General features: G+C 48.5%; 15 protein-coding genes. 13 read left to right on the top strand and 2 right to left on the bottom strand.

The window, feature by feature from the left end:
- Positions 1-261: 261 nt before the first annotated feature.
- The 11 genes from M6D81_RS08810 (at position 262) to M6D81_RS08760 (ending at position 16,165) form a co-directional block, all read left to right on the top strand.
- The gene (locus M6D81_RS08810; RefSeq protein ID WP_262676497.1) at positions 262-1,815 is read left to right on the top strand and encodes an ABC transporter substrate-binding protein; all 1,554 of its coding nucleotides are present in this window, start codon (positions 262-264) and stop codon (positions 1,813-1,815) included.
- An 85-nt stretch (positions 1,816-1,900) separates the two neighbouring features.
- Positions 1,901-2,875, top strand: a complete 975-nt coding sequence (locus tag M6D81_RS08805) for a carbohydrate ABC transporter permease (RefSeq protein ID WP_262676496.1) — start codon at positions 1,901-1,903, stop codon at positions 2,873-2,875.
- Between the two features lie 31 nt (positions 2,876-2,906).
- Complete coding sequence (locus tag M6D81_RS08800) at positions 2,907-3,746, top strand: carbohydrate ABC transporter permease (RefSeq protein WP_262676495.1); 840 nt, start codon at positions 2,907-2,909, stop codon at positions 3,744-3,746.
- A gap of 32 nt (positions 3,747-3,778) precedes the next feature.
- Entirely contained in the window at positions 3,779-5,611 is a 1,833-nt protein-coding gene (locus M6D81_RS08795; protein ID WP_262676494.1) for a sensor histidine kinase, read from the top strand.
- Positions 5,586-6,329: a response regulator transcription factor gene (locus tag M6D81_RS08790; RefSeq protein ID WP_262676493.1), complete on the top strand. Its 744-nt coding sequence runs from the start codon at positions 5,586-5,588 to the stop codon at positions 6,327-6,329. Before M6D81_RS08795 ends, M6D81_RS08790 begins: the two co-directional genes overlap by 26 nt.
- A 30-nt stretch (positions 6,330-6,359) precedes the next feature.
- The gene (gene hepB / locus M6D81_RS08785) at positions 6,360-8,603 is read left to right on the top strand and encodes a heparin/heparin-sulfate lyase HepB (protein WP_262676492.1); all 2,244 of its coding nucleotides are present in this window, start codon (positions 6,360-6,362) and stop codon (positions 8,601-8,603) included.
- Complete coding sequence (locus tag M6D81_RS08780; RefSeq protein ID WP_262676491.1) at positions 8,590-10,053, top strand: sulfatase family protein; 1,464 nt, start codon at positions 8,590-8,592, stop codon at positions 10,051-10,053. The genes hepB and M6D81_RS08780 overlap by 14 nt, the downstream gene beginning before the upstream one ends.
- Positions 10,054-10,072: 19 nt before the next feature.
- On the top strand, positions 10,073-11,947 hold the full coding sequence (locus M6D81_RS08775; RefSeq protein WP_262676490.1) for an ulvan lysase-like protein: 1,875 nt from the start codon (positions 10,073-10,075) through the stop codon (positions 11,945-11,947).
- A 28-nt stretch (positions 11,948-11,975) separates the two neighbouring features.
- On the top strand, positions 11,976-13,112 hold the full coding sequence (locus M6D81_RS08770; protein WP_262676489.1) for a glycoside hydrolase family 88 protein: 1,137 nt from the start codon (positions 11,976-11,978) through the stop codon (positions 13,110-13,112).
- 47 nt (positions 13,113-13,159) lie between these two features.
- Positions 13,160-14,608 (top strand): sulfatase family protein, encoded by a 1,449-nt coding sequence (locus tag M6D81_RS08765; protein WP_262676488.1) that lies wholly within the window; start codon positions 13,160-13,162, stop codon positions 14,606-14,608.
- 63 nt (positions 14,609-14,671) lie between these two features.
- Entirely contained in the window at positions 14,672-16,165 is a 1,494-nt protein-coding gene (locus M6D81_RS08760) for a DUF3604 domain-containing protein (RefSeq protein ID WP_262676487.1), read from the top strand.
- Positions 16,166-16,247: 82 nt separating this feature from the next.
- Here M6D81_RS08760 and M6D81_RS08755 read toward each other — a convergent pair whose 3' ends face one another.
- A complete protein-coding gene (locus tag M6D81_RS08755) occupies positions 16,248-17,330 on the bottom strand; it encodes an acyl-CoA dehydrogenase family protein (protein ID WP_262676486.1) in 1,083 nt (360 codons plus the stop codon).
- A 186-nt stretch (positions 17,331-17,516) separates the two neighbouring features.
- Between M6D81_RS08755 and M6D81_RS08750 the strand changes: the two genes are divergently transcribed.
- Together M6D81_RS08750 and M6D81_RS08745 are read left to right on the top strand one after the other, a co-directional pair.
- Entirely contained in the window at positions 17,517-18,818 is a 1,302-nt protein-coding gene (locus tag M6D81_RS08750; protein WP_262676485.1) for a neutral/alkaline non-lysosomal ceramidase N-terminal domain-containing protein, read from the top strand.
- Between the two features lie 21 nt (positions 18,819-18,839).
- Positions 18,840-19,598 (top strand): SIS domain-containing protein, encoded by a 759-nt coding sequence (locus M6D81_RS08745; RefSeq protein WP_262676484.1) that lies wholly within the window; start codon positions 18,840-18,842, stop codon positions 19,596-19,598.
- A 159-nt stretch (positions 19,599-19,757) separates the two neighbouring features.
- Here the strand turns inward: M6D81_RS08745 and M6D81_RS08740 are convergent, their stop codons facing one another.
- Positions 19,758-21,206, bottom strand: coding sequence for a hypothetical protein (locus M6D81_RS08740; RefSeq protein ID WP_262676483.1), 1,449 nt, complete (start codon positions 21,204-21,206; stop codon positions 19,758-19,760).
- Positions 21,207-21,227 lie beyond the last annotated feature (21 nt).

Below are 21,227 nucleotides of genomic sequence, written 5' to 3'. Positions count from 1 at the left end.
TCAACCTCTGGTAGCGCCATCTCTTTTATTGCATCGCGCTTGATAGGCTGCCCTTGCACATGTTCGCTCCTTTGGTAATGGCCAAAGAGCCAGTGCTATGCTGTTAATGAGGAGCCATACGCATCGGCAGATGGTGATATTGACAGGAGTGAAAAGTAAAAAATAACCCCCTATATGTATAAACATGACTCCTAGGTAAGCAACGAGGTTTCCAATACAATATGATTGTAAGCGCAAACAAATTGAAGAGGGGGAAAAATTTTGAAAACGGTATATCGTATATTTATCCCAATTATAGTAGTTTTGCTCATTGTATCGGGGTGCAGTTCCGAGGGGCGTAACGGTAACGGTACAAAAAACGACAGTGGGAATGGGCAAAAGTTGGAGGGAAGTAATGATTCGGATGTTGAAAAAAAGAAGGAAGTAGTAATAACAGTTGCGGGTTTTGATGATTTTTGGAAGGGCGAGGACAGCCCGGGAATGGTAATTACGAATCAATTTAATGAAAAGTATAAAGGTGAAATTAAAGTTGAAGTTAGATACATGCCGCCTTCTGAGTACAACACTGCTATTCAAGCTGCAATCGCAAGCAATGATTTACCGGATATATTTCTAACACCTCAGGGGATGGATATTCGGCAGATCGTAACAAACGGCTGGGCAGCACCGCTGGATGACGTCGTTTCTGACGAATGGAAGTTGCAGTTTATGGCAGGCTCATTCCAAGAAGGCATCAATATGTTTGACAGTAAAATATATACTTGGCCGCTTCGCGGTTTAAACCACCGTTCAATTCTTTACTACAATAAAAAAGTAATGAGAGACGCCGGCTTGGATCCGGAACAGCCGCCAAAAACATGGGATGAGCTTCGCGAAATGGCGAAGATCATTACAGAAAAGGGCGACGGTAAGACATTCGGCCTTGTATTTGCCGGAGGACGGCCGATTGAGTTGGATCAGATGATTTTGGGATTGACGGCTTCACAGGTTCCTACCCACGGTAATTTGCCAGGATTTGATTTGACAACAGGCAGCTATCTTTATGATTCTCCTGCTTGGATGGGCGCTATCGAACTGCTCCGTAATATGAAAAAAGATGGAAGCATTATACCGGCATCTTACAGCATGAACCCGGCGGAGACGAATGTGTTTTTCGGTGAAAATCTAGCAGGCTTCTTGATCGATCCGCGCCACCGTATGTGGCAAATTAAACGGGATGCGCCGGATGCCGAATTCGGGCTTGCACCGGTTCCGCAGCAAGATGGAGAAATGCCCTACTATGGTCAGAACATAGCCAATGTTGCCGGCTATGTATTGTCTGCAACCTCCAAGAATAAAGAAGAAGCAGGCAAATATATTGAAGAGGCTTTTGGCTCCAAAGAGTTTTTCAAGAGCACGATTCAAAGCGGCGCATCTTTATCGCCAATCGATGAACTGAATGCCGATAAATCTTTATATCCATATCCGGAATATACGGTTTTCTATGATATTCACGTCAATACGATGCGCGAAGCACCCAACTATGTGAATGTTAATCCGGATACGGCTCTTGTAATTGGCGAGCTGGGTCATATTCGTCAACCGAAAATCAAGCCGTCATTCGGTGAGTTGTTGATGAATTTGCTTGTTGACGATAAGATGGACGTCGCAGCGGCTATGAAGGATTATAACAGTAAAATGAATGCAGGCATGAAGGCTGCAATTGAGAAAGTGAACGCTTCAGGAAAAAAGGTAAGCCTGGATGACTTTATATTCCCCAATTGGGATCCTTCGAAGGACTATACTGAAAGCGATTATGAGGCGCTGAACAAATAATAATCGCGCAATCGTGCAAATGCCCAACAATGCTTCCTGCAGCATGGTCGTCGTACTGCAGGAAGCGAAGGTTTAGAGGAGGCTTATGATGGGAAACCTTGCTTCATCAGCTGCAAACCCGCAGATTCAGCACATGAAAAAAACAGCAAAAATAAGTCGGATGAGGCGTAAAAAGCTGTTTTACTGTTACTTGTTTATATTTCCGCAACTGGTTCTATTTTTAGCTTTTACTCTTTATCCCATTGTAATGAGCTATGTGTACAGTTTTTTTAACTGGAGCGGCTTTGGACCGCTGACCGATTTTGTCGGGTTCGATAATTATTGGGAAACGATTCATGATCCGCTATTTTGGAATGCATTTAAAAACAGCTTTATATTTATGTTTTTCTTAGTTATTATTCAAGTTCCACTAGCTCTTTTAGTCGCAATTACGCTTAATTCGGATTGGATGAAGGGCGCAACCATTTTCCGGACGATTTATTTCTTGCCGGTTGTTACAACGACCGCAGTAATCGGTATCGTAATGCGCTTCATATTTGGTGCATATAACGGGTTAGTTAACGAGGTTTTAATAAAGATTGGCATCATAAGATCGCCGATTGACTGGCTGGGATCGATGGATACGGCATTAATTATCGTTATTTTAGTCGGAATCTGGAAGTCATTCGGGATGAAGATGGTATACTGGCTTGCTGCCTTGCAGTCTTTGCCAAAGGAAATATATGAAGCGGCCAAGGTGGATGGTGCTAATAACATGCAGTCGTTCCGGTATATTACGATCCCGCTGTTGCTGCCAGTAGGAAGTGTTATTTTGCTTCTGTCCACCGTTAACGCACTTCATGTATTTGATCTTGTGAAGTCGATGACGAACGGCGGTCCTGCATTCAGTACCGACATGGTTGATTTATATATTTACCGCTATGCATTTGAAGGAATGGGCTTGCCTAGATCAGGTTTTGCATCAGCGGCTGGTATATTTTACGGCATTGCAGTTTTGTTTATTTCGTTAATTCTGGGTATTTTAGTGAGGCGCTCAGGTGGTAAGAAAGCGGCACATTAAACGGAGCAGTGCAAGCGAGGAGGGGCAGCCCATGCTGATTACCAAAAATAAGAGAATTGGAAAAGCGATTATATATATTATACTAAGTATGGTTGGGGTTATATGGATTTATCCGTTTGTGTGGATGGTTGCTGCTTCATTAAAAACCAATACAGAATATATAACCAAAGGCTTTAGCTTGCTGCCGGATAAGTTTCAATTCGAAAACTATGCAAGAGCTTGGCATACAGCGAATTTCTCGACTTACTTTATCAATACGGCCATTATTACAATATCTGTAGTCGTTATCGTTATAGCAGTGTGTGCAATGACAGGTTATGTATTGGGCCGCTATAAGTTCCCGGGCAGAATTTTATTTATGTCTGCTATTACGGCCACGATGTTCATGCCTAAGGGATATACTATTATTCCGATTTACGTGTTCATTAATGCACTAGGTTTGAACAATACGTTGGCCGGCATTATACTTGCCGAGGTTGGCGGCGCACATGTATTGTTTATTCTGTTGTTTACAGCGCATTTTAACGGTTTACCAAAAGAATTGGAGGAAGCGGCCGAAATTGATGGTGCAGGATTTATCCGTACATTCGTTCAGGTTATGCTTCCGCTGTCCAAGCCGATTTTTGCAACGACAGCGATCTTGCAGTTTATGTGGGCGTGGAATTCGTTTCTGTTGCCGCTCGTTTTTACGCTCAACAAGCCGGAGTTGCGAACTTTGGGTGTCGGAATGTACCAGTTTGTAGGCGAGCACAGCATAGACTGGACGGGCATGGCAGCGGCAGCAACAATATCGTTGCTTCCTATCATTATAATCTTTGTTGCCTTTCAGCGTTATTTTGTAGAAGGCGTTGCAGGTGCAGTAAAAGGCTAAGCTTCTAAGTTTGAACGGGAAAGGAATTGAATATGAAGCTGCTCATCAAGAAAAACTTCCTGTTTCGAAATATGAATATGCGCAATAAGCTGCTAATCATTTTTATTATGATCGGACTTGTGCCTGTTCTATTCTTTTCCGCCTTCTTTTTTCAACAGTCGAAGTCGGCGTTTGAGGATGAGCTGGGGAAGTATACGATGGAAATTTCTAAGCAGGTAGGAGGCAGGCTTGATGCCTTCGTGCAGGAAATGGAACGGGTGAGCAATATTATTCGGTTCAATCCCGATGTTCAAACCGTGCTTTACGAATGGACGGAGGAAAGAACATCTCCATCGATTTATGCAGAACGCAATGTACGCAGTCTGTTTGAGAATATCGGCAACTTCCGCGATGATTTCAAAGGGATATTTCTTGTGACGGATCGCGGACTGCTTGTATACAACGGGACGGACGAGGTTGCCAAGCTGAATTATAATTTCAGCGAAAGCGCATGGTATCAGGCAGTAAAGGAACAAACAAGCTTCAGGCTGAATACTGCTCATCCGCAAACCTATGTGAAGGGGGAGGAGGTTGTTACCTTCTCCGTGCGTTTAACCGATAATCGCGAGTTCAAATCAAAAGGGACATTGCTCATTGATTTTACCCCGCATACGATTTTGAGAATGAGTGAAAATATTCAGCTGGGCAAGTCGGGTCATGTATGGATGATGACGCCGGAGGGCGAACCGGTAGTATCCTCTCAGCAAATGCCGGACTGGCTGGAGGATGAGGAACTGCTGAGGGAGATACAAGAGGAGCCGTCGGGATTTTTTCATTTTGAGTATGCAGGGATGCAAATGCTGGCCGGCTTCTATACGTCCTCTGAAACGGGCTGGAAAATTATCGGCTCCGTTCCTTTTGAGGAGCTGGCTTATGGTTTGTATCGCATTAGAACCTTTATCGTGCTGCTTGCAGTAGGCGCTTTAATTGCGATTGTTTTTTTGGCAACTGCCCTTAGCCGTATGATTACAAAGCCTCTTAAGGTTATGGAACGTCGTATGGTAGAAGTAGGAAAAGGGAATTTTGAGAAGAGACTGCCTGTTATGGCAAGAGATGAGATTGGCAGGCTGAGCATTAGCTTTAACCGGATGATAGCGATGCTGCATCGTATGAATAATGAAGTGTTTCAATCGCAGCTGAGGGAATATCAGCAGCAAATTCATTTGAAAAATACCGAGATGAGGGCACTACAGGCGCAAATCAATCCGCACTTTCTCTACAACACGCTCAATACGATTGCCTGTATCGCGGAGGTATATGATCGAGATGAGATAGCTGAGATAAGCCAATCCTTATCCCGAATGCTGCAATACAGCATTACTGGGGGACTGACAGCAACGGTTGAGGAAGAGCTGAGTCACTTGCAGTCTTATATGAGTATTGTAAATGTTCGTTTTCCAATGAAGTTCGATTTGAAGCTGCGGGTCGATCCTGGAATTCGGCGGATGCGATTTTTGAAGCTTGTGTTTCAACCGATTGTAGAAAATGCGGTAAATCATGGATGTGCAGGAGTTGACAAAGGTCATATTGTTGTGGAAGCGAGGTTTGACGGAGAGACAGCGATCTTTGCATTTATGGATGACGGTATAGGGATGACCCAGGAGAAGCTGTTGTCCGTTCAGGAGCGGCTTCGTACAAAGGAAATGGACAGCGATACGAGTACAACGGTCAATCATATCGGCCTGCGCAATGTTTATCATCGTCTATACAGGCTCTACGGGGAGCAGTTTAGCATGACGATCTGGAGCAAGCCTCAGCAAGGCACAAAAATTGAAATTCGGATTGAAGGAGGAGTGGCAGATGCTAAGGGCGTTGATCGTGGATGATGAGTTTTGGATGCTGGAAGGATTGAAGAAAGTCATTAAACGGGATTGTCCTCAGTTTGTAGTTACTGCTGCTGCCAGAGACGGATTGCAGGCGCTGGAGCTGCTTGAGCGGGAAGCCTTTGATTTGGTCATAACGGATATTCGCATGCCTAGAATGGACGGGTTGCAACTGCTGCAGGAAATGAGATCGCGCGGAAAAACGATGCCCGTGCTTATTTTCTCAGCACACAGCGATTTTGATTATGCGAAGCAAGCTATTCATTATGGAGCATTTGACTATATTTTGAAGCCGATTAATCGTACGAAAATAAGTTCAGCGCTAAAGCGGATCGAGGAGCTTCTTCATGCGCAGGGGAAAAGGCGCGAAGCGCTGATCGATACTGTGCCTGAGCAGCCGCTACAGGGCAAACAGGCGGTAGAAGAGATGAAGAAGCTGATTCATAACGAGTATATGAACGACTTGTCAATGGTTGATATTGCCGAGAAGCTGGGCTTTAACTCAACTTATTTGAGCCGGTTGTTCAAGCAGGAGAGTAATATGGGCTTCGTTCAGTACTTAACGGAGTATAGGCTTTGCATCGCTGTGCAATTGATGAAAAAAAGAAGGTTCAGCATGACGGAAATCGCCAGGCAGGTAGGCTACACCGATTATAAGCATTTTCGCAAAGTATTCAAGCAGTATAAAGGGATGTCGCCTAGTGATTTTGTTAAAATATAATATTCTCGTATGCAGGGGTGGTGATGGCAAGTGTGGAGAAAGCCGGAAATAACGCCGCCCGCAGAGAGGCCGTGTTTATTTCTGCGTGCAGAAAATATCGAACCTTTGCGCAAGCGGTTGCATCATTCGGATATGTTGAGCATGTGGGAGCGCATGAAAGCTCTTGCCCCTCGGTCGGAAGAGGCGTGGCTCGAACTGTCTATGGGCGGTACGCTCGATATTGTATATGCGATAGAATCCTATGCGCTGCAATATTTAGTGACGGAAGACAAGCGGCTTGGGCTGCATGCGAAGAAGCTGGCGCTGCTTGCGTCCAAGCGCCGTTTCAATCCGAATTTGCAGGATATTTCGCGTGAAATCGGACGGTTAATGGTAGCATTGGCGCTAGTCTACGACTGGTGCAATGCGCTGCTTGATAAGGAAGAGAAAAAGCAGCTGGTCATCCAGCTCAAGCGGCTTGCAGGACTGCTGGAATGCGGATATCCACCTATACATGAGGGAGCTTTCGTCGGACATACAAGCGAATGGATGCTGATGCGCGATATGTTGGCGGCTGGCATTGCTATTTATGAGGACGATCCGGAAATGTATGATTATGCCGCAGGCCGTTTTTTCGAAGAATTCGTGCCCGCACGCAATTTCTTCTATCCTTCCGGCTGGCATCATCAGGGCGATAATTACGGCAGCTATCGTTATCAAGCCGAGCTGTTTGCCACTTGGCTATTTGGAAGAATGGGATATGAAGAGGTGTTTGATTCCACGCAGGAATTAATAGGCTATCAATGGATTTACACACGTAGGCCGGATGGTAAGCTGCTGCGGGATGGAGATGCTGACAATCCGCTGTATGTAGAGAATGAATATATTACACTTTTCCCGCTCGTTTACTTAATGGCAGGGAACTATTACAGTAATGGTTACTTTTTGCAGCAGCAAGCCATTGAGCATCCGGAAATTCCGGATTTATATTTGCTTTTCGCCTTGCTGTTTCACAATCCAGAGTCAGAGCTTAGACCTTTGCAAGAGCTTCCGCTTACTCGCTACTTTGCAGAGCCAGCTGGCATCATGATTGCGCGTACGGGCTGGAATGAAGGAACAGCTATTAATAAGCAGTCTTCTGCAGTAGTGGTTGAAATGAAACTAGGCATGTATCAATACAACAATCATCAGCATCTCGATGCCGGCGCATTTCAAATTTACTATAAAGGCTACCTCGCTATCGATTCGGGTATTTATAAAGGCTCATCGGGCAAGTATCAGTCGCCGCATAATAAATACTATTTCAAGCGCACAATCGCTCATAATGCCATGCTGGTCTATGATCCGGATGAGATTATGGAGCAGCCTTATATTGTGGATGGCAAGCTGACCTGGCCTAATGTGACAGACGGCGGGCAGCGCTGGCCTGGCGCAGGCAAGCCGCCGCAAAATTTAGCTGAGCTGCTAGGCGGAGAATATGAGCGGGCCAAGGCGGTTGCTCATTCCTATGGGCCGTGCAAGCAGGAGCCGGACTATTCTTATTTGAAGGGCGATCTGACGAAGGCTTATTCGAAGAAGGTCAGTCATTATACACGTTCCTTTGTATTTATCAATTTAAAGCAAGAAAAAATTCCTGCCGTCATGATCGTGTTTGATGCAGTTGAGTCAGCTAGCAAAGCATTTGAGAAAACGTGGCTGCTGCACAGCATTGAGCAGCCAAAAGTAACTGGCAAGCGCTCAATTATCGCACGGACGGAGGAGGGCTACGGGGGGGAGCTGGTCGTCGATACTCTGTTGCCGAAAGAGGCGCTTATCACAGGCGTTGGCGGAGAGGGCCGTCAATTTGAGTCGCGCGGCGTTAACTATGGAAACGATTATTCAGCCACAATTGAGCAGGGCTCCTGGCGCATTGAAGTAAAACCGGAGGCTGCAGCGGAGCGGGATATTTTCCTTCATGCTATGCAAATTAAAGATCATGATGGCACAGAGGCTGCATCAGCGGTTCTTGTTGAGGATGAGAGGGTGGCAGGTGTTCTAGTGGAGGGCTGGCTGGTGCTGTTTAGCCGAAGCGGCTCGTTAATTAAGGAAGAGCTCTTTATCGCTGCTGATCATACGTCCACCCGCACAAATGTGCTTATTACGGATATAGCCTGCGGAACATGGCTACTCTATCGCAAGTTTCCTAACGGCATACAAAGCTGTCAGCAGATCGAAGTATCAGAAGGTGTGCTGAGTGCCGAAGCAGGCGCTGAGGAAGTCATAATGGAGAGGGTGTGGACTGATGGAGACCAATAAGCAGAGAAAACCGCATGTCGTAGTCATTATGGCAGATCAGCTGCGTTATGACATGATTGACGAACGCTATATGCCGAATGTAAGCGGATTGATGAAGGAAAGTGCCGTGTTTGAAAGGGCCTATTGCGCTTCGCCATTATGCGTACCGGCTAGAGGAGCGTTTTTCAGCGGCTTATACCCGAATGTGAACGGCTCGCTCATCAATCCTTGGGAGCCGCAGGATGCCGAGTACGGTTATGTCCATCCAGGCACAGCGAATATGTATAGTATGATGGAGGAGCAATGGGATTGTTGGCATACGGGAAAGCAGCATTTTAACATGAAGGATATTCAACTGCACTGCTCTAACATTCACTGGCATACGTTGGAGGATCTTTACGCTGATTACTTGCATGAGCATGGGAGACGCTCTCCGGGCGGTCCTCGGTTCAAAGGCATCGTTCCAGAAATGGCGGGAGGAAGGACAACGCGCATCAAGCGTTATTCCATTCCGACAACAGGTTGCTACGAGGAAGGACTGGAGTATTTCTACGACGGCTATATTACAAAAAACTCATTGGATGCGATTCGCGGAAGAGACCGAAGCAAGCCATTGCTGCTAAGCGCTATGTTTGTGGCGCCGCATCCGCCGCTTGATGTGCCTGAGCCTTGGTACTCCATGTATAAGGATGAGCCGCTGCCCGACAATGTTGCACAATGGTCTTATGGGCAATCACCCTTGCAGCTGTACAATCTGACTGGAGCGATTGGCAATAGCTATACGAAAGAACAGTGGCAATCCATATGGCAAGTCTATCTAGGACTAGTATCGTTGCTGGACTATTGCGTTGGACAATTAATAGATGAGCTGAAGGAACAAGGCATTTACGAAGATACGCTGCTTGTATTTACGAGCGACCACGGTGAAATGTTGGGCTCGCACAGGTTGTATCAAAAAATGTGCATGTACGAGGAGTCGGTTCGCACCCCTCTTGTCATGAAGTTTCCTGAAGCAAGCGGCGTAAGCCCGCAGATCATTACGGAGCCAGTCAGCGCGGTTGATGTTATGCCGACGCTTGCCGATTATTTGCAGCTTGAGGGCGGTGGTGCTTTTTCCGGCCGGTCTTTGCTGGCGGCAATAGAGGGTGAAAAGTGCTCCGAAAGGGATATTTTCGTGCAGTATGACGGCAATGGAGCGCGCGGCAACTTCCAGCGCTGTATGATCCGCGGAACGAGCAAGCTGATCGTTGATATGTTCAAGGACGAGTTGTTTTTGGAACTGTACGATATAGAGGCAGATACGCAGGAGCAGCGGAATCTCGCTATTGAGCCGCCGTATGCCGAGACTGTGCAGTCCCTGCTGGCCAGCCTGGATAAGCATATGAAGGAGACAGGGGACATGCTTGCGCTTCCGGCCGATGCCTATGAGCGGTTTATCGAAAGCTATGGAGCTTTTATTAAACGCCTCTAGAAGAAGGAAGGGGAAAGCGATGCAATCAAATCAAAGAGGTGCTATGCTGCGCCAAGACATGCACGAGCTTATTCAATTTTGCTGCGACAGGATGATTGAAGCTCTAGTGACGGCTAAGGGGCATCCAGATGAAGGCGGTATTTGGTGCAAGGCCTGCGGTACCGTTCATGGACGCAGCGGCGATGCTGTATTCCCGTTCTATTATATGTATCTGGTTAGTGGAAAAGCGAAATATCGGGAAGCGGCCAAAAGGTTATTGCTCTATATAAGCAGAACGCAGGAAGAAGATGGCGGCTGGCGCAATGAGCCGGAGTCTAATTGGAAGGGAACGACGGTGTTTCAATTGCTCGCGCTATGCCATGCCTACGATCAGTTGACACAATCATCGACAGTCAATTCTGATTATTCGGACGAAATGAAAGACAGCCTGAGGGCAGACCGTGCGGAGCTGCTGCCGCTTATTGCAAGCTCGGCGCAATGGGTATCGAATACGTTTGGTGATGGCGGCGATACGAATATTAATTATTATTTGTCATCCGCGCTAGCGCTGCAATTGGCTGATCGCATCGTGGAAAAGCCGCATTATAGCAAGCAGGCCAAACGGCTTATACACCATTTCATTGATACTCGGCTTAGCTACGACGGATGGCTGTATGGCGAAAAGACGAGAATGAGGCCCTTTACGCAACTGACCAGCACGATTGATATCGGATACAACCTCGATATGTCGATCGGAGCAATGTCGGAGTATGCTCGTCTTACCAATGACAGCAAAGTATTAGCGGCAGCCGTACTCGCTCTTACTGCACATATGAACATGATGTATCCTGACGGCTCAATCGACAATTCCTTCGGCAGCCGCAATTATAAATGGACGCTGTTCGGCAGCAAAACCGCTCATGGCTCGCAGATGGCTTTCATGCTACTGGTTAATGAACATCCGGCGTTCTTAAGAGCTGCTGAGCTGAATACAAGCTATTTGAAACGAAGCTTGAGATACTGTGATGGACTATTCGGATACGGGCCGATGCACGAGCGATTGTTCGAGCATGGCTGCATTCATTCTACGATTAACCGGTCGGATGCATTGTCTGTAGCCGCAGCTTACGCGACAGGGCTATATATGCCTACAAAAACAGAGCGGCTGCCAACAGAAGAGAGCTTCGGTGCCCGGAGCTTCAAGGAGCTTGCGGTTATTCAGCTGCGTCAGCAGAAGTGGATGGCAACCGTCAGCTGCACTTCTGTACGCAATGCGCCGACAGGCGGAGCGATCAGTTATTTATGGCATGAAGAGGCAGGTCCTATCCAGCTTGGCGCGATGACGTCCTATCGCCAATATGAAGCGTACAATATGCCGCAGGCATTGCCGCATATGGACCAGCCGATAACGTCAAGAATTGAGCTTGTGCATGAGGGCAGAGTCTACAGCAATCTGTATGAGCATGATGCTCATGGAGCTGTGGACGCCAATAGGAATAGAGCTGAAGCAGTGGTGAACGGCAGGCTAAAAGCAGTTGATGATCGGAGTTGTTATGATTGCGCCGCATTCTATAGCATCCGTTACAGCTTGGAAGACGATGTCGTGATTAAGCACTACGAGCTCGATATAAAGCTTGCCTGCGATAGTCTATCGATTATTGAGCCGATACTGACTGCCGGCGAGCCTGTCTGTAAAGCCATCCGCGGCCAAAGAAAACTGATCGCTGATTTATTGGAGGAGAAGCAATTGGAACTCACCTATGAGGGGGAGTCATTCGCGCTGGATGAGCATAGCCTGACTGCCCGTGCGGTGTCCATTTTTCCTTCCGCTATTACGGCACCGCTGCGCTGGAATATCGACAGGGTAACCCCGGGCGTCTATTCGTTTCAAGTTCGAATGCTTATTAAATCATAGATTCAATTGGAAGGAGCGCGATCTGACGATGGAGAAGCAGCAGTGGGCAGAGGGAGCGTGGCAGCGCACCTGCAGTAAGATTAAATGGATGAGCGAAGTGATCGGGGCAGGATTTCCTCACGCCAGCAAGAATGGCAAGTATGATCGGACAGCAGCAAGTGCCTGGACATCCGGGTTCTGGCCGGGGCTGCTCTGGCTTGCTTATAGGGAAGAGCGGGACGAGAGCTTAAGACAGCTTGCTGAGGCGTGTGAAGTCATACAAGATGAGGCGCTTGATGAATTTACAAACTTGCATCATGATGTCGGGTTTATGTGGTGTCTCAGCTCGGTAGCCAGCTATAAAATAACAAAAAATGAACAATCGAAGCAGCGTGCTTTGATGGCGGCTTCCATACTCGCTGGTCGATTTAATCCCCAAGGCGGCTTCATACGCGCTTGGAACAGATATGTATGGCGCAATGAGAAGCATAATGAAGGCTGGGCAATTATCGATTGCATGATGAATATAAGCTTGCTCTATTGGGCTTCAGAGGAAACTGGCGATGCCAGATATCGTCATATTGCAATGCGGCACGCAGATACAGTGCTCAAGGAATTTATTCGGGCTGACGGCTCCGTGCATCATATTGTCTGCTTTAATGCAGAGACAGGGGAACGTGAGTCGGCGCTGGGCGGCCAAGGCAACTCACCTGATTCTGCGTGGGCAAGGGGAGTAGCCTGGGCGATATACGGTATGGCAATATGCTATTCCTATACGAAGGAAGAAAGATATTTGCACGCAAGCCAGAAGACGGCTCATTATTTTACGGCTAATTTGCCGGAAGATCATATTCCATATTGGGATTTCAGGCTGCCTGCTTATGAGGATGCGCCGGGCGATGCCTCCGCAGCGGCAATTGCAGCAAGCGGCATGCTGCTGCTGAGCGAGCTGCTGCCAGTAGATCAAGGCAGCATGTACAAGCGCTGCGCGCTTCGTCTGCTCAAGGCGATTGATCGTCAGTGCGCCTGCTATGACAGCGAGAATGAGGCTATCGTATTGCATGCCACGGGGTCATTCCCAACTGGCAAAAATATCGATGTACCGCTTATTTATGGTGATTACTTCTATGCAGAAGCATTAACTAGACTGTTAGGCAATAGCAGCAGCCGTCAAATGTTCTGGTAGAAATAGAACAAGGATAGTTGCAAAAAGAATGAAGTGGAGGAATCTGGGTGAGAATTATTTATTTGGATATAGATTCATTGCGTCCAGATCATATGGGCTGTTACGGATATAACAGAAATACAACACCGAATTTGGATAAGATTGCAGCTGAGGGCGTGCGCTTTAATCAAGTTTATACAGCCGCTTCCCCTTGTGCGCCATCACGAGCCAGCTTTATGTCGGGACGCTTTGGCATCAACCACGGCGTATTGACTCATTGGGGCGCGGGCTGTCATTATGAGTACCCCGAAGGAGACGGTCACAGCAAGGAATATCCATTTTTGCCGCGTTTACTGAGGGAAGCGGATTACCGCACGATTACTTTTTCCTCCTTTGGAGATCGTCATCATGCCTGGTGGTACTTTGCCGGCTGGAATGAAATCCATACGCATACGCTGAAGGGAGGCAATGAGGACGCTCATGAAGTGAATGCAGCGGTATTGCCTTGGATTAAAGCGCATGGCGCAGAGGATAATTATTTCCTGCACATTCAGTACTGGGATGCGCACTCGAGATACACCTATCCAGCTTCCTATGCCGAGCAATTTGCGGGTGAGCCGGCGCCGGAATATCCGGCGGCTGAAGATATTGCGCGTCACCGCCAGAATACGCACCCGCGCTCGGCAGCCTTCCTGCATTGGAGCGACGACTTCAGCAAAATACCGCAGGATACGATGCCATTGGAAATTGCAGACCGCAGCGATTATGAAAAGTTGATTAATGGCTACGATGGCGGTATTTCTTATTTGGACAAGCACATCGGCAATTTGATGGAAGCATTCCGCGAGCAGGGGGTGCTTGACGAGGTTTGTTTTATAATTAGCGCCGATCATGCGGAATCGTTTGGCGAACAGGGCGTTTATTTGGAGCACGGCATGGCGACGGAGGCTGTACATCATATTCCGCTTATTATGAAATTCCCTGGACTTAGCAAGAAAGGCCATGTTAATGATCAACTTCATTATAATGTTGACGTTGTAGCGACTATCGCCGATCTTGCTGGTCTGCCGAAGCCAAGCGGATGGGATGGGCGCTCATTGCTCCCGGCTCTATCTGGCGAGCAGGTTGAGGAACGTTCATTCCTTGTGCTGGAGCATGGGTTATACGCATGTCAACGAGCTGTTAGAACGAATAAGTGGCATTATATCCGCACTTACCATGCAGGGTTCTACCAATTGGAGCCGCATCTATTATATGACCTGGATAATGACCCCTATCAGCGTGTCAATGTAGCGGGGGAGCGACCGGAGGTGATCGAGAAGCTTGGAGCTGAGCTTGAAGGATGGGTTGCGGAACAAATGAAGCATAACTTGTTGGAGCAAGACCCGATGATGGAAATTATTGATGACGGGGGGCCTTTCCGTTATTTGAAGCCAACGGATTGGGCAGGCCGTCTGGAACGCGCCGGATGCAAGGAAGAAGCGGCAGCTGTGCAGGAGCGCTGCGGCACGGTATAGCCCTATTTGAATGAGTGCTAGGGATGAATGGCTTTATAGTAAAAAAGACGGAGGAGATAGAATATGCAAACTTATTGGGGAGATATACACAATCATTGTGGAATCAGCTATGGCTTCGGCGGCTTGGAAAATGCGCTGAAAGCGGCAAAGGGGCAATTGGATTTTTGCGCGATTATCGGACATGCCTCCTGGTATGATATGCCTGAGCGCCAGGCGCCGCTAGAATTTCTGGTAGATTTCCATACAAAAGGCTTTGCCAAGCTGGCAGGTCATTGGGATCAGGTGAGAGAGACGGTTAAACAGTACAATAAAGATCATGAATTCGTTACTTTCCAAGGCTATGAAGCTCATTCCAGCGAATTTGGCGACCATCACTTCATTTCGCCCGATGATGATTTTCCAATAGAAAAAGGCAAGTCGCCAGCGGACATTATTGAAAAGCTGAAGCCACGCCGCGTAATCGCCGTTCCTCATCATGTCGGCTATACGCCGGGCTATCGCGGCGGTAACTGGGATTCCTTCAATACCGGGATCAGCCCTATTGTAGAGGTTGTCTCCAAGCATGGCTGCGGCATGTCGACAGACAGTCCTTTCCCTTACTATCATGATATGGGGCCGCGCGATTCGAAAAGTATGGTGTACGCAGCGTTGGCGCGCAAGCATCGCATGGGCTTTGTCGGATCAACTGATCATCATGCCGGCTATCCCGGCTCGTATGGAGACGGAAGAATGGCGGTTATTGCTGCAGAGAAAACAAGAGAAGGTATTTGGGAAGCTATTTTGGCAAGACGCACCTATGCAGTAAGCGGAGATAAAATCGATTGCCGGTTTACACTCAATGGAGCTCCAATGGGCAGCGAGTTGAAAGCGGAGATCCGCAACATTCAACTAGATGTTACAGCATGCGACCGAATTGAGAAAATTGTTATCTTCAAAAACTTGCGTCCATGGCGAGCGGTAAGCAGTTGGGATTTGCAGAAAAAACCGACTGTCAGCGGCTCTACGTATAAAGTAAAGGTTGAAATGGGCTGGGGCGACAATAAAGAAGGCTACCTGTGGAATGCGGAAGTGAAAGTAAAGGGCGGAATCCTTCGTTCTGCCGAAACCTGCTTTAGAGGCAGAAGCGTGCTTGCTCCGACCCCAGAGCTCAGAGATGATCCGGAATTGAATGCGCTTGGCAATGCGGTTCACAGCCAGTCTGATGCGCATGTAAGCTGGTCCTGTCTAACGGTCAAAAACCCGACAACTCTGCATCCGCATACTGGCGGTGTAATTCTAGAGATTGACGGCGACCCCAATACACAACTTGAACTTGAAGCGAACGGCATTGTTATGACTACTACGATTTCTGATCTGCTTGACGGCAATCTTACACGCCATAAGCATAGCTTTAATTCGGAAGCGGTTGTTATTCATGCTGCGGTTCCGATCGAGCAATACGCATACAAGGGCAGCTTTACAGATATGGAGAAAGAAGAGGAGTGCGACGTATATCATGTTGAGATTCAGCAGGTAAACGGACAATGCGCATGGCTGTCGCCAATATATGTCGTCTAACGCGACATAATCCACATAGCATTACATCATGTACAAGAGCAGGTTATCGATGAGATAGCCTGCTCTTACACATGTAATCGTATTACTCCTCTTCGAATGAGACGAGCACGCTATGCTGGCAGGCCACTTGCAGATCGCGCCAAGTCTGATTGAGCGGTTCATTCTCCATGACGGCCGATATTCCCATCTTCGGAATGAGCCTCTCTCCGCATGCCAGCGCCGCTCTGGCGGTTCGCTTGCAGCACTGGCCTACTTCGGCTATCTCTTCATCTGTGAACGGCTGCCCTTGCACATGATCGCTCCATGAGCGTTCGATCGTGTCATAGAAGGCGGCCGCCTCGCTATTCAAGCGATCTTCCGCCTGTCCGATCAGACGCATCACATACTCGTATCTCCCTGCTTTCGACTCCTGCCATGCTTCTTGCTTCTTATGTGCCAGTGATCTTGCTTCATCCAGCAGGTGGCTGGCGATGCCGATGCCGATGGCGCAGAATGTCGCTTGCGCGAATGGCAAGAACGGGTAGCTGAAGAGGGGCTCGTCGTGATAGGCCTGCTGCTCCAGGAAGCTGAACGTTCTTGTCTCCGGGACGAATTGATTGCGCACGACGATGGTATGGCTGCCCGTTGTCTTCAGCCCGAACGCTCTCCAATCCCGGACAATCTCCACCTGATGGGGGAAGAAGGCGAACGCGCGAATGTCCGGATTGGCGGAATCGCTGTTGTCCCCATTGTCGATGATGCAGTTAGCCGTAAACGTCGTGGCATATTCAGAGCCGCTGCAGAAGCTCCACTTGCCGTTGACGATATAGCCGCCTTCGGTGTGAACGGCCGTGCCGGTCGGAGCGCCGCTGCCCGCGATGACCGCCTCTTGAGAAGCGAATACCTGCTCCGCCGTCTCTTGCTGCATGAAGGCGGCGAAGTATCCGCCCCCTGCGCCGATCGTGGTCAGCCATCCGAAGCTGCCGTCCACCCACGACGCATACTGATAGAGACGAAGCGCATCCGGCAAGGGCGACATGGCTCCGCCGAACGCCTTCGGCACGAACAGCTTGAACCAGCCGCGTTCCATGATGCATTGCAGGGCTTCCGAAGACAGCTTTCCTTCATGCTCCGATTGCAAGGATAAGCTGCGAATGTGATCGATCGTGCGTTGCTCTAGTGCCATCTGTGTCTCTCTCCTTATGATTTTCTCTATTCTTTAGATTAACATATCTCAAGTTCAGCGAACATGAGAACACAATAAGGTTGGAGGTGAAGAAGTAGGAATATTGCAAGATAAGTAAGTTGCATAGATGTACAAGTTTATCCCGAAGTGGTTAAATAGGATGACTACGGAATTAGGGGGGATGGCATGTCTATCAGGCTGCTTATGGGGACGTCCAGGAAAGAGATTACACCGGATGTTCCATTGCCATTGGCGGGTTTTTCGTTTCGCGACGGTCATTCCACGGGAATTGCGCAGCCGTTGTATATTCGCGTGTATGTACTCCGCACGGAAGATTGTTCCGGGCGAAGCGAGACGGCACTCCTCGTATCGGCGGATATCATATGGTGGTGTTCGGATCGGATACATGATCTGCTCGCCTGCATCGCGGAGCGTTGGCGAATTGCCCCATCGGCCGTCCTGCTGAATGCGACACATACGCACTCCGGACCGCAGACCAGCCGCAGGTTCGTCTCATGCTTAGGTGAATTCGACATAACTTACGTAACCTATTTGGAACAGCAATTATTTGCCAGTATCGAAGAAGCGTTCCAATGCATGGAGGAAGTGCGTATTGATCGTGGAATAGGAGAATGCCACATCGCGATGAATCGACGCATTCAAGTGGACGGTTGTACCATTATGGGACCCAATGAATCTGAGCCAGTGGATCAAGAAGTACATGTGATCCGCTTCCTAACGAGCAACGAGCGGGTGAAAGCGCTAATTGTTCACTATGCCTGTCATCCGACGACCTCTGACGAATCCAGAATATCTTCAGAATTTCCCGGTATCGCTATGGAGCGTTTGGAGAAAGAGTTCTGTCCCGGCTCCGTTGCTATGTTCCTGCAGGGGTGTTGCGGTGACGTCAGACCGGGATTGGTGAAGGATGGTGAATTCTTCAGAGGAGATAATCAGGATGTCATTCGAATAGGCGGTATGCTATGCGAGGAGGTCGCGAAGGTGCTGGAGCAGGGCAAGTTTGAACCTTTGGAGCTGTGTGCCGTTTCCAGCAGGGCAAGTGTTATATGCCTTCCTCTTACCGAACTTCCTGACAGAGCTCGTCTACTTGCTTCATTACAGGAGGACGGATTGATAGGAGAATGGAGCCGTATGCTTATTGACGATGATTCGCGCATGGCGCCATCTGTGCCTTTCGCCATGAATGTGATTCGTATTGCCGAGGGCTTGTCCTTCCTGGCGATGAACGGAGAAGTCGTCACTGCATATGGCTTGTATGTCAAAGGCATGTATGCCGGACAGGTGCTTCCCGTAGCTTACAGCAACGGCATGATCGGTTATATACCGACAGCACGGCAGCTTGAAGAAGGCGGATATGAAAGCATGGACTCTTATATGTACTTCGGATTGCCTGCGACATATTCGCAGGAGATCGAACGAATGATTCAAGATGGAATTCGAAATCTGCTTCAATGGCAAGATGAATAAAAGGGTAAAGGGGCGACGGTTATGACGAAAACGCTTTCTGAACAATATTTGGATGCGGTAACAGATCATCTGCGGCTCATTCACAGTGAGGAATATCCCTCGGTTCTACAAGCGGCGCACATGCTGACGGACAAGATCAAGAAAGACGAGATCGTATATGTATACGGACCTGGAGGACATTCCAACCTTGCTGCCCAGGAGATTTTCTTTCGGGCGGGCGGGTTAATGCATGTTAGCGCTATTCTTGATGAGGGCACCTTGCTCAGCTGCGGCGCGTTACGCTCCATGGCTATGGAGCGTACACCCGGATACGCGAATATCGTGATGGAGAACTACGGCTTGCGGGAAGGAGATCTGCTTATCATCGTTAACGCATACGGGATTAACGCTGCTACGATCGATACGGCGCTTGAAGCCAAGAGGCGAGGGGTGACAACGATCGGAGTGACTTCGGTGAGGCATGCGGAGCAGACACCGGCCAACCACGTTGCGCGCCATCCCTCCCAACAAAATCTGCACAATCTCGTCGATGTCGTGCTGGACTGCAAGGTTCCTGTAGGCGACGCCATATTGAAACTCGATGGAATGGAGCAGCGAATCGGTGCGATCTCAACCTTCGCCAATGCGTTTTTATTGAATGTATTAGTAGCCGAAACCGTACAATTGTTGACTCGGGAGGGTGTCCATCCACCCATCTGGATGAGCGGAAATGCGGCTGGAGGCGACGAATTGAACAACAGGTTCGTCAGTCGCTTCAAAGATAGAATCAAGTTGCTGTAAAAGAAATCGTTCCTTTCGCAGATGGTTGATCGCACAGCCATTTTGCGAGGGAACGTTTTTTTTGGTCTTGCAAAATGACTAAAGGACTGTCCCTCGGTCAGTAATGACTTCGGGACAGCCCGTTTCACAGGACCAGCATGGATGGCTTGCAGGGGATGGCTAAAGCAGCTTCTGCAGTATCTCGCCTACTTTCGTCTCATAAATAGACTGCCATTCCGGTGAGAGCATGCATTCCATCACTTCATACCCGCCCTTGGCATAGTGGTCGACAGGAGCAGCATAGTGATAGTAGCCATTCGTAAATGCTGAAATGATCGTGTGGTCGTAAGGAGATACGCTCTTGAGACGAAGACCGACGTCTACCAATAACTCTGCAGGTGCAGTCAGTATAGCGCACTCTCCGATTTTGACACCCATAATTTCCGTATCGATATCCTCATAGCCGGCTTCGCGGTTCATGGCCACATGTTTCGTAAGTGTGGAAATGTCTTCCTGTATTCGTATCAGCTTCTCCATGTTGTGAATATTCGTTAAGTATCGATCCAGATTGTGCCGGTTATGATCGTCCATCAAGGTCAACTCCCTTGACCCGATACGCTCCTCCTGCCAATAACGATACAGATGATCCCCTGGATAGTGAGCATTCAGACTGTATTTCAGATAGAGGGGAAGAAAGGATTTGAAGTCCAGACATGTAGTGGTCATGGATTCCAGCACTTCTGCTTGCTGTAACAATCGGCTCTCGATGACTTGAGGGATATCCTTACGCCGAGGCAGCTGTACACGCTCCGATACGACGCGCAGCTCCGCAGGCGAGGTCTTAATTGTTCGGATAGCGCGCAGAGCGCTCAGGCCGAGCATCGTACCTGTATGCTCGCAGTTTCGAGGACGGTTCACATCCTTGAAGTACACCTCGAGAATATCTCCTCCCGCCCCTTGGAGGAAGAGAGCCATGGCACCGTTCCCAAGATTTTCTTCTATAACTTTGCAGGCAAATCCGGAGTAGTTGGCGGTGATGCCCTGATCCGGAACACCGATCAGCTGATGACAGGCGTAGTTGAAAACAACAGCAAGAGGCTGGCCGTCCATTCGATCGATGCGAATTAACCCGATCTCCGGATCGATGGAGCCAATATCGGCCACTTCATTGTCTTGAGGACCTGGATGAGCATAGCGGATGGACCAATGGGAGCCGTTCTTCATCGTTAAATTACGGTTGACAACGATTCGATCCTCGTGCCCGATACCGGAACCTGCCTTTACCATGATCATATTCTGCATGGCTGTGCGAACTGCATCGAACGTTCGCTCAATCTGCTCCTCGTCGTCGCATAACAGCCTGCCTTGCGGATGCGTATGGGAAGCGTTCACAAGGACGCAACAGCCGGGAATGTGCAATTCAGTCTCAATGCGATGCCGGAGCCTCGGGAGGAATTCGTCTGAGACATCTCCCAGCCCTCCTATGGCAATCACGTCCATGGAGATGATGACCAGTTTCGTTTTCCCGTCATCCAGAATTAGCGCTTTGGCGAATAGAGGGTCGGATACCCGAGTTCCTCCAGCGTCTGTTGTAATTTCGCGTTTGCTTACACCTGCTCTTAATGGCATATGATAACTTCCTTTCGTATC

Origin of the sequence: Paenibacillus sp. J5C2022, assembly GCF_025567625.1 — a bacterium.
Lineage (GTDB): Bacteria > Bacillota > Bacilli > Paenibacillales > Paenibacillaceae > Pristimantibacillus.
This window is presented reverse-complemented; position numbering and strand designations above follow the sequence as displayed.